Raw genomic sequence first — 12,809 nt, forward strand, 5'->3', positions numbered from 1 at the left:
TGTTGTGTATTCAGGATCCGATCACTCGCCACGCGAAATACGGGTCATCTCGTCACGCGAGACAACCTTGATACGCGTGCGCCCGGCGGCATCGCCGAGCGACAGTTCGTGTTCGTCGAGACGGTGCCAGCCATCAAGGTTTGTGAACGGCACCCCCCGTTCAGAGAGTAGCTCAGGAATGGTCTCCGCGTCGGCATCTTCTGGCTGCCACCACGAATCGGCGTCGGCCATGAGGCACTCGAGCGTTTCCATCGCGTCTGATTTCGTGTGGCCAATGAGGCCGACTGGACCGCGCTTGATCCACCCCGTCGCATAGACGCCGGGAACCCGGTTTCCTTCGAGATCGAGCACGCGACCCTGTTCGTTCGGGATCACGCCGCGAGCCTCATCGAACGGGATTTCGTCGAGCGGCGACCCAAAGTATCCGATGGCACGGTACAGCGACTGCATCGGGATGACCTCGAACTCGCCGGTGTCAATCACACCGCCCTCGCCGTCGGGTCTCGTGCGCTCGATCTTCAGGCCCGCAACGCGGCCATCTTCGACAACGACCTCGACGGGCTTCGACCAGAAATGCATGTGCAGGCGGCGCGACGAGGGCTCAACCTCGCCAGCCTCGCGGGCGCGCTGCTCGTCGCGCCACTTGTCCATGATGCGGGTCATGACTGTGACCTGCTTGTTCTTCGCGAGTACCTCGTCGGCATACGGGTCGGCATGCTCGAAGTCACGCTCGTCGATGACCATGTCGACGTCGCGCACCTCGCCAAGCTCGCGCAGCTCGAGCGGCGTGAATTTCACATACTTCGGGCCGCGGCGACCGAAGAGGTGCAGCTCCTCGATCGGGTTCGCCTTGAGCCCCTGATAGACGTTGTCGGGGATCTCGGTCGGTAGCAGGTCGTCGGCGTGCTTGATAAGCATGCGCGAGATGTCGAGCGCGACGTTGCCGTTGCCGACGACGCCCACCGACGCAGCCTCAAGGGGCCAGGTGCGTGGCACATCGGGGTGGCCATCGAACCAGCTCACGAAGTCGGCGGCGCCATAGGATCCCTCGGCGTCAATGCCCGGGACGCCGAGCATGGCATCGCGGATCGCGCCTGTCGAGAAGATCACCGCGTTGTAGTGCTGCTTGAGGTCGTCAAGCGTCAGGTCCTGGCCGTAGCGGACATTTCCGAAGAACCGGATCTCGCCGCTGTCAAGCACGTCGCGCAGCGCGGTGATGATGCCCTTGATGCGCGGGTGGTCGGGCGAGACGCCGTAGCGCACGAGCCCGTAGGGGGCGGGGAGCTGCTCGAAGAGATCGATCTCGACCTCAAAGTCGCGTTCTGCTTTCAGCAGCAGGTCCGCAGCATAAATCCCTGCCGGTCCGGCCCCCACAATTGCCAGGCGCATCTTGCTCATACTGTCGGAACTACCCTTCCCTCGAAACAATGGACTCCGCCATGCGCTCAAGCCCGCGCTTCACCGGCGATTTCGGCAGCACGTCAAGCGCCGCGACTGCGTCGTCGGCCCAGCGCTTGGCGGTGGCCTCGGTCTCACGCGTCACTACGTGGTTGTAGAGCGCGTCAACCTCTGGATCCATGACCGACAGATCGGCGCCCTCAGCGATAGCCTTCACGCCCGCGTCGATGCGGGTGAGAAGCGCCTGCGCTTCGGCGTCGCCTGCTGCGGCGCGGTTTCGAAGGAGGAGGAGCGGAAGGGTCGCGACGCCCGCACGCAGGTCGGTGCCCGCACGCTTTCCGGTGCGATCCTTCTTCGGGGACAGATCGATGACGTCATCGATAAGTTGGAAGGCGACGCCGATGCGCTCGCCGTACTCGGTGACTGCGTCGGCGTGCTCGGCAGAGCCGCCGCCAAACATGACACCCATGCGGGCGGCAGTCGAGATCAGGGCGCCTGTCTTGTCGGCAAGTACCTGAATGTAGTGAGCAATGTGCTCGTCCTCAGGCTGCGGGCCGACTGTCTCGTGCAGCTGGCCGAGGCACAGGCGCTCGAAGGTGCGGGCCTGGAGCAGGATCGCGTCTTCGCCCATGCCCGCAACGAGCGACGAGGCGCGCGCAAACAACAGGTCGCCAGCGAGGATCGCGACAGAGTTCGACCACACAACCTGCGAGGCGGGAACCCCGCGCCGAAGCGTGGCGTCGTCCATGACATCGTCGTGGTACAGCGATGCGAGATGTGTCATCTCGACGGCAACTGCCGCCCGACGCACGAGCTCGTTCGGGCCGTCGCCGAGCTGGCTGGTGAGGACGGTGAGCATCGGACGAATTCGCTTGCCGCCGGCTTCAGCGAGGTAGCGGGCGGGGGCGTCGGCGACAGCCGAGGCGAATCCGAGGTTCTCGATGAGCGTTGCCTCGATGAGGTCAAGCTCCCGCTGCAGGTCCTTCGCCTGACGGCGATCTTCCGCGCTGCGGAACAGGCGCATCGGCAGCGCCTGGGTGGTGGTGTCAGCCGTGCTCTGGCGGATCACTCGTGGCCTCGCTTGTTCGTCTCGGACTTCGTGGTTGGCGTCGCGGTGGCCTCGGTAGCGGCATCAGCTGCGGGCTTCTTCGCCGCCGGTTTTTTCGCTGCTACGGGTTTTTTCGCTGCCGCCGGCTTCTGTGCTGACGTCTTCGTCGCCGGTTTCTTTCCGGTCTCGCTTTCGGCCGCTTCTTCTGTAGCTGAACCCGGCTTGGCCGCCGACTTCTTCGGTGCGGCGGGCTTCTTGGCTGATGCGGGCTTGGTTGCGGCCGGCTTGGCTGCGGCCGGCTTGGTTGCGGCCGGCTGTGCTGCGGCCGGCGTAGCAGGGGCCGCGGGCTTTGACCGCGGCACGAAGCCGCGGTGTAGTGCGACGATCCCGAGCGTGAGGTTCCGGTATGCGACGCGCTCGAGGCCCGCCTCGCGGAGCCAGCTCGCGAGTTCCTCTTGCGCAGGCCACGCCTCGATTGACTCGTTGAGGTACTTGTAGGCTTCCGCGGCGTCGCGATTGATGATGCCAGCGACGCGGGGGAGCACGTGACGGTTGTACTTCGTGTAGGCCCAGTTCACGGCCTCAGAGCTCGGCCGCGAGAACTCGGCGATCACGACTCGGCCGCCTGGCTTTACGACACGGGCCATCTCTGCGAGCGCCTGCTTGGGCTCCGAGACGTTGCGCAGGCCGTATGAGATTGTCGCTGCGTCGAAGCTGTCGTCGTCGAACGGCAGCTGCGTCGCGTCTGCCCAGACGAACTCGATGAGGTCATTGCCGGCGTTGCGGCGGCGGCCCTCTGCGAGCATGCCCTCTGAGAAATCTGCGGCCGTGACGTGCGCGCCGTGTGCGGCGAGGGCAGCGGACGAAGTGCCAGTACCAGCTGCGAGATCGAGGATCCGCATGCCCTTGCGTGGAGCGATTGCCCGCGTAGTGGCAATTCGCCAGAGGCGAGAATTGCCGGCAGAGAGCACATCGTTCAGGAGGTCATACTTGGGCGAGACCTCGTCGAACATGGCGGAAACATCCGTCGCATGCTTGGTTGTGGTGTCTGGTCGAGTCACCGTTCCATCGTAGCCGGTTGTACCTCTGTGGATGCTTGCAGATGGTGGCGAGTAGATTGGCATGGTGATGACCGAAGTGACCGTCCGCCCGACGGGGGCAGTTCCGAGGCTCTCTGCGGTGACGAGAGTGCTCCGCGAATTGCCAGATCTGCTCGCTTTTGCGAACCCGGAGTCGCCCCTGTACTGGAACCGCGGAGACCGCGGCTGTGTGGGCGTCGGCGAGGTCTTGCGGCTGAGTTTCACTGGTGCTGACCGCTTTGTGGCCGCGTCGCGTGCGTGGCGCGAGATCGCGGCTGCGGCTGTTGTTGACGATCCGGTCGGGATGCCGGGCACTGGGCTCGTGGCGTTCGGCACGTTCGCCTTTGCCGACGACAGCGCGGCTGAGAGTGTGCTCATAGTTCCTCGATTGCTGATCCATCGCCATCGGGGAACCGCCTGGGTGACTGAGGTGACGGCGGTGAGTAACCCCTCCTCAGGATCGGAGGTTGGCGCTTCAGCGCTCGCCGCGGGCCCTGAGTTCGGCCGTACCGCGCAGCTTGGCGCTGGTCGCGAGGCCGCAGAGGTGCTGCCAGCAGAGCGTGAGCTCGACGCCGCTACCTGGGCTGGCGTCGAGTTTCTGCCGGCAGATTCCAGCGGCGTGCGCGGTGCAGCCGGGGGCAGTGAGATCGAGGCGTACCTCGCGGGCGTCCGCGAGGCCACAGACAGGGTTGTTGCGGGGGAACTCGAGAAGGTCGTGCTATCGCGCCAGGTCGCAGGCGAGCTTCGCCCGGGTCAGGATCTGCGCGTCCCACTGCAGCGCCTGAGCGAACGCTACCTCGACTGTTGGACGTTCGCCGTCGACAACCTCGTCGGGGCGAGCCCTGAGACGCTCGTTCGGTCGACGAGCGGGGCGGTCTCGGCACGGGTACTTGCTGGCACCCGAGCGCGCCACCCCGAGGATGCAGTTCGAGACCGTGCGGCGCGCGACGAACTGCTTCGCTCAGCCAAGGAGCAGCACGAGCACGACTTCGCCGTGCAGAGCGTCGTCTCGGCGCTCGCCCCTCATGTGAGCGAGCTGCGCACGAGCGACGCACCGTTCGCCCTACAACTGCCAAACGTCTGGCACCTTGCGACTGACCTGGGGGCGGCACTCGGGGCAGAGGCGACCGCTCTCGAGCTCGTCGACGCACTGCACCCGACGGCCGCAGTGGCCGGGACGCCCACGGTCGACGCTGTCGCAATGATCGCTGAGCTTGAGCCCTTTGACCGCGGGCGCTACTCGGGCGCCGTGGGGTGGATTGACGCTGCCGGCGACGGGGAATGGGTCATCGCCCTCAGGTGCGCACAGCTCGACGCAGTCGGTGAACAACGGACAGCAGGCGGGGACGAGGTGCCCGCGCGCCGCATCGTCGCGACTGCAGGCGGCGGCATCGTTGAGGGGTCGGATCCGCAGCACGAGCTCGGCGAAACCGTCTCGAAGTTCCGCCCGATCACGGAGGCTTTCGGGGCGTAGCCCCGGAGCTCCGGAGCCGCCCCGCTACGGCCAGCGCAGCCCCGCTGTCTTCGCGAGACGCGCCTGCTCGGCTGCAACGTCGAAGTCGGCGTCTGGCCACTGCGGATCGATGCTGTGCAGTGCCTGGATTACCAACCGCTGCACCGCGACGCGCGCGTACCACTTCGAGTTCGCTGGCACGACGTACCACGGAGCGTCTGGGGTGTTCGTGCGCTCAATGGCGACTTGGAACGCACGCATGTACTCAGGCCAGAGCTGCCGCTCGTCGACGTCGCCTGGGTTGTACTTCCAGTGTTTGGCGGGGTCGGCGAGCCTGTCGCTCAGGCGCTGTGCCTGTTCCTCCGGCGAGACGTGCAGCATGATCTTCACGATCCGCACGCCGTCCCCCACAAGCCCGCGCTCGAATTCGGTGATGGCGCCGTAGCGTCGCTCGATCTCATCCGCGGGCGCAAGCTCGCGTACCCGTTGGATGAGCACGTCTTCGTAGTGCGACCTGTCGAATAGCCCGATGACGCCTGGCCCGGGTACACGGGGTGCGATACGCCAGAGGAAGTCGTGGTTGCGCTCCTCGTCGGTAGGCGACTTGAACGCGGTGAGCTGCAGCCCGTGTGGCTCGAGTTGTGCAAACACGTGATTGACGATGCCGCCCTTGCCGGCAGCGTCCATCGCCTGGAGCACGACGAGTACGCGCTCGCGAGCCCCGGCCCTGCTCTGGGCGAAGAGGCGTTCCTGCAGCTCTCGGAGATCCTGTGCTGAGGCCGCGAGCTCGGCTTGCCCGGCCTTCTTGCTTGCTGTCGTTCCTGGCGTTGATGAAGGGTCGACCGCGCTCAGGTCGAACCCTGTGCCAACTCGAAGGAGGTCTGCAACGTCGTCATCCCAGAACTCGCTCGCCATGTCGCCTCCGTTGTTGATCGCAGAGAGCAGCGGCCCAGGCAGCCGTTGCCGTAGTGCAACTGTATGGCCTGGGGCCCTGGCTCGCCAGAGCTGCTGCTGCCGTGGTCCCCTGGCTGCCTTAGGCGATCGGGGCCTCGACGAGCGTGGGCCCGGTGACCGGGGTCGTGAGCAGGCGCTCAAGGTCGCCTCTCGTCTCGACACGCGTGTACTCCCAGCCGTACGCTGTGGCGAGCGCGCGCATGTCCGCCTGCCGCGGCGTACGCATGACGCGCTCGAAATCTGTTGCCGTCGTCGTGCCGGCGACCTCGAGGCTGTCGAAGATCGTCCCGCCACCGTCGTTGCCGACGATGAGCTGCAGCCGCGGACGCAGCTCAGGTGCATCGGGAAGGAGTAAGGAGCCGGCGTCGTGCAGCGTGGCCAGGTCGCCGATGATCACGCGGGTTGTGCCGGCAGCACGCGCTGGATCCGGATCCGTTTGGCTCGCGACGGCGATCCCGTGCGCTGTCGCGATCGTGCCGTCGATGCCCGCGAGCCCGCGGTTTGCGTGCACGACGAGCTTGCGGGCTGGTGCCAGGCCGTCGAGCACGCGCACGAGCCGCGACGCGGCGATGACGAGCCGGTCGTGAGGCCACGTTGCCCGCCACACGCTTTCCACCAGCAGCTCGCGGGTGATCGGCTCTTTCTTGACTGCGACCTCGGCGCGCGCGTACGCGCTGCGCTCTTTATAGCCTGTCTCACGTGCGGCATCGAGGTCTGGCTCGTGCACGGTGCTGCGTGCCTGCTGCAGAGCGCGGTCCGCGGTTACCCAGGCGCCGAGCCAGCGCCTGTGCGTGCGTGGGTCGTGGTCGGCGCTCACTCGAGCCGTCTGCACGACGTGGACGCCAGCGGCTGGAGCGTAGCTGTCGCCAGTGTGTGGGTCAACGACGAACACCTCAACGTCTTCGCGTTTCAGCAGCGCTGGGATTTGCCGCGTGAGGGTGGGGTGGCCGAAGACGATGGCGCGTTCGGTGAGCCCGCCGATCTCGGGGTCGTCGATGAGCGCCGCATACGCGGTGATGGCTTCGCGGCCGAACCGGGAACCGCTCACGACCTCGGCGAGGAGAGGGAGCCCGGCGTCGCGCGCGAACTGCTCGGCAGTGTCGCCGGCACCGGCTCCGGCTATCACTACAGTGAGGGCGTCGTCGGCGTGAACGTATGTTCCCGCGATCGCCGAATCAGAACTGGCAACCGTCTCCCGGGCCCCGCCCTGCGCATCGCGCTGTGCGGGGTCCCCGGAGGCCACTGAGAGCGCAGCCCGTGCCTCGGCGCCCTCGCTGCTAGCGGCCGAGAAGCCGGCCGCGATCATCTGCTCGAAGCCTGCCGTTCCTGACAGGGGTTCGATGAACTGCAGGTTCAGCTGGACAGGCCCCGCGGGAGCGTTGCCCTCGGCTCCGAGGGCCGCACGAAGCGTGCGGGACGCAAGACGATCAGGATCAGCATCGGGGCCGCGCCCGATATCGCCTGTCGGCCCGAACGTCGGTGGCTCGACATCGAGCGACAGCCTGGCTGCGGCGCCGAACATGTCGAGCTGTGAGGTTGTTTGGTTGCTGCGTGTGCCGCGCATGTGGGCGGGCCTGTCGGCCGTCAGTGCGATGAATGGAACACGGCCCTCGCTGGCTTCGTAGGCTGCTGGCGCGAGGTTGGCAACGGCGGTGCCGCTGGTGACGATGATCGGTGCGGGCAGACCTGTCTCGCGGGCGAGGCCGAGCGCGAAGAATGCGGCAGAACGCTCGTCAACGCGCACGTGGAGCCGGATCGCGCCAGCCGACTCGGCCGCAGCAGCCGCGAGTGCGAGCGCCTGAGAGCGCGAGCCTGGGCAGACGACGACGTCTGAGACGCCGCGGCGAATGAGCCCCGCGAGCAGCTCAACTGCAAAGATCGATGCGGGGGCCGGCCCGGTCATCACCGGGTCTTGTCCTGATCCTGACCCTTGTCCTCGCCGGTCCCCTCGCCCTGACGTTCCTCTCCGGGGAACGTCTCGTTGTCGAGCTCCTTGAGCCGAGCCTCGAGGTCGCGCAGCGAGTCGCGTTCAGCATCGGAGAGCTGGCGGCCTGTGAACCGCGGGTCATCGTCGGGGGCAAGCCGTTGCTTGGACCCCGGCCCGGTCGCTGGATTTCCCTTGCCAATCATGAGCCAGAGCACCGCGCCAACGACTGGCAGCAGAACGATAATGACGATCCACACGGGCTTGCTGACTCCGCGGGCGCGGGTGTGGTCTGTCATCGCGGCGTCAACGAGTGAATACAGCGTGAACGCAACGGCGATGACGGCACCGATAATGATGAACCTGACCATGCCCTCATGTTACCCGGCGAGCCTCAGGGAGTGGAGTGAGAGTGCTCAGTCTGCGCGGGTAGACTCGGCGCTGTGAGTGAACAACGCAAAGCCTGGACCACATACATTGTGTTGCGTCTGCTGTTTTTCGCGGTGCCTTTTGCCGCGCTGTACGCACTCGGGCTCGCGCTCGGCCTCACCATGATGGTCTCGGGCATCGTCGCTGCAGTGCTTGCAGCGCTCATTGGAGTATCGCTCTCGATCCTGTTGCTCTCGAAGCCTCGCGAAGAAGCATCGGAGAGCATCTACGCATGGCGTAATCGCGACCGAACCGCTGACGACGTCGCTGAGGATGCGGCGCTCGATGGCGAGGCCGACGCCAAGTAGCCGTTAGCTCGCGTTCGTCGCGTCTGCGCTACCCGCCTGGTCGCCACCGATCCCATCGTCACTGGTTGCGTCGGCGCCGAGCTCGCGAGCCCGCTGCTCTCGGATGAAGTCGCGGGCCGTGTACAGCCTTGTCCGCTGCCCGAAGTCTTGTGACGAGAGGCCGCTGATGAGCGACCCCGCGTCGACCTCGAGGACTGTCGCGAGCCTGACGAGCGTCTCCGCCGACGGGCTCTGCGCGCCGCGCTCGATTTTGCCGACACTGGTGAGGCTGAGCTCCGCGAGGTGACTGAGGTCATCCATCGAAATTCCCAGTGCCAGCCGTGCGTCACGGATGCGCGCTCCGATGACCTGGGCGGCGGGGGAATGGAATCGGGGCACCTTACTAGGGTTGCTGGGTCGGGAGATAAGCTCCAGAAAGCAAGCGCATAGGCACAAAGATACCCGGTAGAAAAGTACGTATCAAGGCGAGATGTCTCGCGCCCCGATCCTGGCCAGGGTGGGCTTCGAGCGGCGCGGCGCAGTCCGAAGCGGTGGGGTCGGCGATCCTTGAGGGTCCCACCGGGTGCGCAGAATACACTTGAGTCGTTCGCCCACCCCTATGCAGTTAAAGGACGACAACGCACCGTGACCCAGAGCTCCGACAGCACGCCGATTCGCATTCTCCTCGGCTGCGACACATTCGCGCCAGACGTGAATGGCGCCGCGCGCTTTGCCGAGCGACTCGCCGCAGGCCTCGTTCGGCGGGGGCACGATGTGCACGTCGCGGCACCCTCGAAGAAGCACAAAACCGTCGGCGCATTCCGCGAAACGATTGAGGGTGAGCAGATGATTGTGCACCGCATCGCGAGCTGGCGCTGGTATCCGCACGATTGGCTGCGGTTCGTGCTGCCTTGGCGGGCGCGGCACTACGTCAAGCAGATCCTTGACCAGGTGAAGCCCGACGTCATCCACATCCAGTCGCACATTGTGATTGGCAGGGCGCTCGCGCACGAGGGGGCAAAGCGCGGGATCCGGGTCGTCGCGACGAACCACGTCATGCCCGAGAACGTGCTCGACTTCACGCTGCTCCCCGAGCGCGCCAAGCGGCTGTTCGTGCGCTGGGGCTGGCGCGACGCCGACAGGGTGCTCAGGCGAGCGAAAGCGATCACGACGCCGACCAGGCGCGCCGCTGACTTCCTCGAGCGCAACACATACCGCCGCGGTGTGCTGCCGGTGAGCTGCGGACTCCGTGCGAGCGACTACACCGCGATTGTCGGGCCGCGCGAGCAGAACAAGCTCGTCTTCGTCGGGCGAGTGACGCTCGAGAAGGAGATCGACGTCATTATCCGCGCGCTCGACAGGCTCGACGAGACACTCAAGGCGACGCTCACGATCGTCGGCGACGGCGACCAGCGCAAGAACCTCGAGAAGCTTGTCGCCGAGCTCGGGCTCACCTCGCGCGTGCACTTCACCGGACGTGTGACAGACGAGGAGCTGCGCGGCCACCTCACCGATGCCTCGGTCTTTGTGATTGCGTCGATCGCCGAACTGCAGTCGATCGCGACGATGGAGGCAATGGCCTCTGGCCTGCCGATCGTTGCTGCCGACGCGATGGCACTGCCTCACCTCGTGCACCACGGTGAGAACGGCTACCTGTTCCAGGCCGGCAACGATCGCGAGCTCGCAGACGCGCTGACAAAGGTACTCACGGCAGACGCGGCAGAGTACGAGCGAATGCAGCAGGAGTCGCTGACCGCGGTACAGTCACACGACATCGACCGCACCCTGGATACCTTCGAGTCCCTGTACCGGGGCACTCCAGTCGCATAGCGCGCGCTATGCACGTGCTCATCGTCACCGACCAGCACCCCGACTCGCTCGGCGGTGTGCAGGTCGCGCTGCGTCTCCAGCGCAAGTTCCTTGAGCGTGCTGGCCACACAGTGAGCATTGCCGCGCCGGCGCTTCACCGACGGGGCTATGTGGTCGCGCCAGCAGACCGTGCCGCCTACATTGACCTGCCATCGACGTCGATCACGAGAGACCGCGAGTACGGAATCACCCTGCCTGGGCGGCGCAGTGATCGCGCGCTTGACAGGGCGCTCGCAGCGCGGGCAGCTGCTGGCGCGGGTCCGGTCGACCTCGTGCATATCCAGGGTGACTTCTGGGGAGCGATGATCGGGCTACGCGCGGCGCGCCGCCACGGGCTGCCAGTCATGTTCACGATGCACAACAACGTCGACGAGGGGACGCGGGCAGTTACCCCGCTCGCTCCCCTCGCGTTCGCGGGCCTGCGCGCCTGGCGACGGTGTGCCGTTGGCAGGGTCCCACGGCAGAAGCGTGCCGAGACTCGTACAAGCGCCCCGGGAGCCTGGCGCTACCTCGCCGAGCTCACCGCCGGGGCCGCGCTCGTCACCGCGCCATCCGGGCACTTCGCGGCAGAACTTGAAGAGCACGGAGTCGCCCGCAGCGTCGAGGTCACCCAGGGCGGGGTCGACGACGAGCTCATTGGCGCAGTGCGCGCTGTCGAGCGGACTGAGCGGTCGCGCCCTCGGCTCGTGTGGCTCGGGCGAATGAGCGGCGAGAAGCGGGTGCTCGAGTTCGTCGAGGCGCTCGGGAAGTCGGGGGTCGACGCCGATGTCGCGCTCCACGGTGCCGGCCTGCTCCTTAGCAAGGTCGAGCGAAGGATCGTGGCGCTCGGTTTACAAGACCGTGTCCGCGTCGCGGGGCCCGTGCCCTACGAAGCCGCGCTCGCAGCGATGCGTGAAGCCGACGCTCTCGTGCAGACGTCGATCGGGTTCGAAACCCAGGGCCTCACCCCGTACGAGGCAGCGGCGCTCGGTACGCCGACGATCTTCTGCGACGAGAACATTTTCACAGACCTTGCCGTCTCACCCGCGTGGCTCGCAGCGGACGCAAGCGTCTCGGCGCTCGCGGAGTCGTTGCGGGCAGCGGTGTCCGAGATCGCGAAGCGGCCGGCAGAACTGCGTGTGCCGGCGGCGGCCGGAGATCGACTGCTGCAGTCCGCGAAGACCGCAGCGATGGTCAAGCTCTATGAAGGCGTGCTCGGGCGTTAGTAGATACGCTCACACACCGGATCCGTAGCCCCGGTGTGTGAACGGAATGCTCGTAGCGCTTAGAAGCGCCAGGCCACTGCCTGGAAGCCTGCCGGAGGCTTCGGTACCCACGACTCGTCGGCCTGCACGTAGCCGGAGCCCGTCGGGTTGTTGGATTCGATGATCTGGTAGGTGCCGTCGTCGTTGACGCCGGTCACGAGCACTGTGTGCACACCTGAGACCCACGAGGTCGGGAACTGGAGGTGCTCGTACTGGATCACGTCGCCGGGCTGCGCCTCGGTCGGTGACAGTCGGAGTGCGCCAGCGTAGTTCGCGACGGGATCGCCGCCGCCGGTCCAGGCGCCGCCACCGGCGCGGATCCAGCGCTGAGCCGAAACGATGCACTCACCGGGGGCTCCCCAGCCGGTGGCGCGGCTCGTTCCAAGTTCGGCGGTTGCCGCAGCGATTGCCGCGTCAACGTCGAAGCCGTGCGCTGCAGAACTGTTCGCACTTTCGGACTCCGCGAGTACCGAGCTGATCGGCGCGAGCGGCGCGGTTCCGGTGTCGGTACTCAGGGCTTGCGTCGTGAGAGAGATCGTCGGTGCAGCTGCTGCTGCGGTGAACTCTTCAGTCTCGATTGCGCCTGCGGGGGCTGCTCCCAGTGCGAAGGTCACAGCTGCAACGAGCGAGACCACAAAGGGTTTGGCGGGTGATGGCACTCAGAGACTCCAAAACGTTGATTATTGCGAGACCGGTGGGCCTGCAACCTTTCCAGTATGCGTTACGTTTCCGTTACATTCAAGCTTCGGCGGGGATTGTTGGGCGGATTCTGGTCTGCTTTGGCGCGCAATGCGTGGCGAGATGGGCGGAATTCCGCCAATTTGGGCGACTCTCCTGACAATTTACTTGGAGTGAATTGAAAGTGCCGATTGTGGCTGTGGGCGGCTGGGTCTGCCGCGGTTCTCGTGATGATGCGATGAAACGGTGCGGCCAGCGCGCACTTGCGGCTCCCTCCCAGAAGCGCGTGGCGCGAGGTGCGCCGCGAACACGCTAGACTTGTCGGCGTTGGTTCGGTTCGCCGTGCCGATAAGGAGGATTCGCCTAGCGGCCTATGGCGCACGCCTGGAACGCGTGTTGGGTTCACGCCCTCAGGGGTTCAAATCCCCTATCCTCCGCCACGAGAA

Annotated in this window: 11 protein-coding genes, 1 tRNA gene and 1 pseudogene; 5 read left to right on the forward strand and 8 right to left on the reverse strand. The window is 66.1% G+C overall.

The genetic code is table 11. The features are described 5' to 3' along the window. Positions 1 to 21: 21 nt before the first annotated feature. The 3 genes and pseudogenes from KI794_RS00830 to KI794_RS16240 all read right to left on the reverse strand — a co-directional run. The gene (locus tag KI794_RS00830) at positions 22 to 1,398 is read right to left on the reverse strand and encodes an FAD-dependent oxidoreductase (RefSeq protein ID WP_119281805.1); all 1,377 of its coding nucleotides are present in this window, start codon (positions 1,396 to 1,398) and stop codon (positions 22 to 24) included. Positions 1,399 to 1,408: 10 nt separating this feature from the next. Then, a complete protein-coding gene (locus tag KI794_RS00835; RefSeq protein WP_119281895.1) occupies positions 1,409 to 2,422 on the reverse strand; it encodes a polyprenyl synthetase family protein in 1,014 nt (337 codons plus the stop codon). 380 nt (positions 2,423 to 2,802) lie between these two features. After that, positions 2,803 to 3,459, reverse strand: a pseudogene (locus tag KI794_RS16240) (class I SAM-dependent methyltransferase); the annotation flags it as partial. A 109-nt stretch (positions 3,460 to 3,568) separates the two neighbouring features. On the opposite strand from KI794_RS16240, the gene KI794_RS00845 reads away from it, so the two are divergent. Beyond that, entirely contained in the window at positions 3,569 to 4,999 is a 1,431-nt protein-coding gene (locus KI794_RS00845) for an isochorismate synthase (RefSeq protein WP_255808781.1), read from the forward strand. A 24-nt stretch (positions 5,000 to 5,023) separates the two neighbouring features. On the opposite strand, the gene KI794_RS00850 is transcribed toward KI794_RS00845, so the two are convergent. The 3 genes from KI794_RS00850 to KI794_RS00860 all read right to left on the reverse strand — a co-directional run bounded on the left by KI794_RS00850 (position 5,024) and on the right by KI794_RS00860 (position 8,227). Next, on the reverse strand, positions 5,024 to 5,893 hold the full coding sequence (locus KI794_RS00850; protein WP_119281803.1) for a PPK2 family polyphosphate kinase: 870 nt from the start codon (positions 5,891 to 5,893) through the stop codon (positions 5,024 to 5,026). 118 nt (positions 5,894 to 6,011) lie between these two features. After that, positions 6,012 to 7,835 (reverse strand): 2-succinyl-5-enolpyruvyl-6-hydroxy-3-cyclohexene-1-carboxylic-acid synthase, encoded by a 1,824-nt coding sequence (gene menD, locus KI794_RS00855; protein ID WP_119281802.1) that lies wholly within the window; start codon positions 7,833 to 7,835, stop codon positions 6,012 to 6,014. Then, positions 7,835 to 8,227, reverse strand: a complete 393-nt coding sequence (locus KI794_RS00860; RefSeq protein WP_119281801.1) for a PLD nuclease N-terminal domain-containing protein — start codon at positions 8,225 to 8,227, stop codon at positions 7,835 to 7,837. Before KI794_RS00860 ends, menD begins: the two co-directional genes overlap by 1 nt. Before the next feature lie 72 nt (positions 8,228 to 8,299). On the opposite strand from KI794_RS00860, the gene KI794_RS00865 reads away from it, so the two are divergent. Then, complete coding sequence (locus tag KI794_RS00865) at positions 8,300 to 8,593, forward strand: DUF4229 domain-containing protein (RefSeq protein WP_119281800.1); 294 nt, start codon at positions 8,300 to 8,302, stop codon at positions 8,591 to 8,593. Between the two features lie 3 nt (positions 8,594 to 8,596). Here KI794_RS00865 and KI794_RS00870 read toward each other — a convergent pair whose 3' ends face one another. Continuing rightward, the gene (locus KI794_RS00870) at positions 8,597 to 8,971 is read right to left on the reverse strand and encodes a helix-turn-helix domain-containing protein (RefSeq protein WP_119281799.1); all 375 of its coding nucleotides are present in this window, start codon (positions 8,969 to 8,971) and stop codon (positions 8,597 to 8,599) included. Between the two features lie 246 nt (positions 8,972 to 9,217). Here KI794_RS00870 and KI794_RS00875 point away from each other — a divergent pair, with 246 nt between their 5' ends. After that, positions 9,218 to 10,402, forward strand: coding sequence for a glycosyltransferase (locus KI794_RS00875; protein ID WP_119281798.1), 1,185 nt, complete (start codon positions 9,218 to 9,220; stop codon positions 10,400 to 10,402). Between the two features lie 8 nt (positions 10,403 to 10,410). Beyond that, the gene (locus KI794_RS00880; protein ID WP_119281797.1) at positions 10,411 to 11,646 is read left to right on the forward strand and encodes a glycosyltransferase; all 1,236 of its coding nucleotides are present in this window, start codon (positions 10,411 to 10,413) and stop codon (positions 11,644 to 11,646) included. A gap of 59 nt (positions 11,647 to 11,705) precedes the next feature. On the opposite strand, the gene KI794_RS00885 is transcribed toward KI794_RS00880, so the two are convergent. Then, a complete protein-coding gene (locus KI794_RS00885) occupies positions 11,706 to 12,344 on the reverse strand; it encodes a CHAP domain-containing protein (protein WP_119281796.1) in 639 nt (212 codons plus the stop codon). Positions 12,345 to 12,715: 371 nt separating this feature from the next. On the opposite strand from KI794_RS00885, the gene KI794_RS00890 reads away from it, so the two are divergent. Then, a tRNA-Ser gene (locus KI794_RS00890) sits at positions 12,716 to 12,803 on the forward strand. Positions 12,804 to 12,809: the final 6 nt, after the last annotated feature.

The organism is Leucobacter aridicollis, from assembly GCF_024399335.1.
Taxonomy (GTDB): Bacteria; Actinomycetota; Actinomycetes; order Actinomycetales; family Microbacteriaceae; genus Leucobacter; species Leucobacter aridicollis_A.

What these genes read in the sequence shown, in the direction of transcription:
- KI794_RS00850 (WP_119281803.1), bottom strand. Translation starts at nt 5,893, where the DNA reads ATGGCGAGCGAGTTCTGGGATGACGACGTTGCAGACCTCCTTCGAGTT.
- KI794_RS00835 (WP_119281895.1), bottom strand. Translation starts at nt 2,422, where the DNA reads ATGCGCCTGTTCCGCAGCGCGGAAGATCGCCGTCAGGCGAAGGACCTG.
- KI794_RS00830 (WP_119281805.1), bottom strand. Translation starts at nt 1,398, where the DNA reads ATGAGCAAGATGCGCCTGGCAATTGTGGGGGCCGGACCGGCAGGGATT.
- KI794_RS00880 (WP_119281797.1), top strand. Translation starts at nt 10,411, where the DNA reads ATGCACGTGCTCATCGTCACCGACCAGCACCCCGACTCGCTCGGCGGT.
- KI794_RS00860 (WP_119281801.1), bottom strand. Translation starts at nt 8,227, where the DNA reads ATGGTCAGGTTCATCATTATCGGTGCCGTCATCGCCGTTGCGTTCACG.
- menD (WP_119281802.1), bottom strand. Translation starts at nt 7,835, where the DNA reads ATGACCGGGCCGGCCCCCGCATCGATCTTTGCAGTTGAGCTGCTCGCG.
- KI794_RS00845 (WP_255808781.1), top strand. Translation starts at nt 3,569, where the DNA reads ATGGTGATGACCGAAGTGACCGTCCGCCCGACGGGGGCAGTTCCGAGG.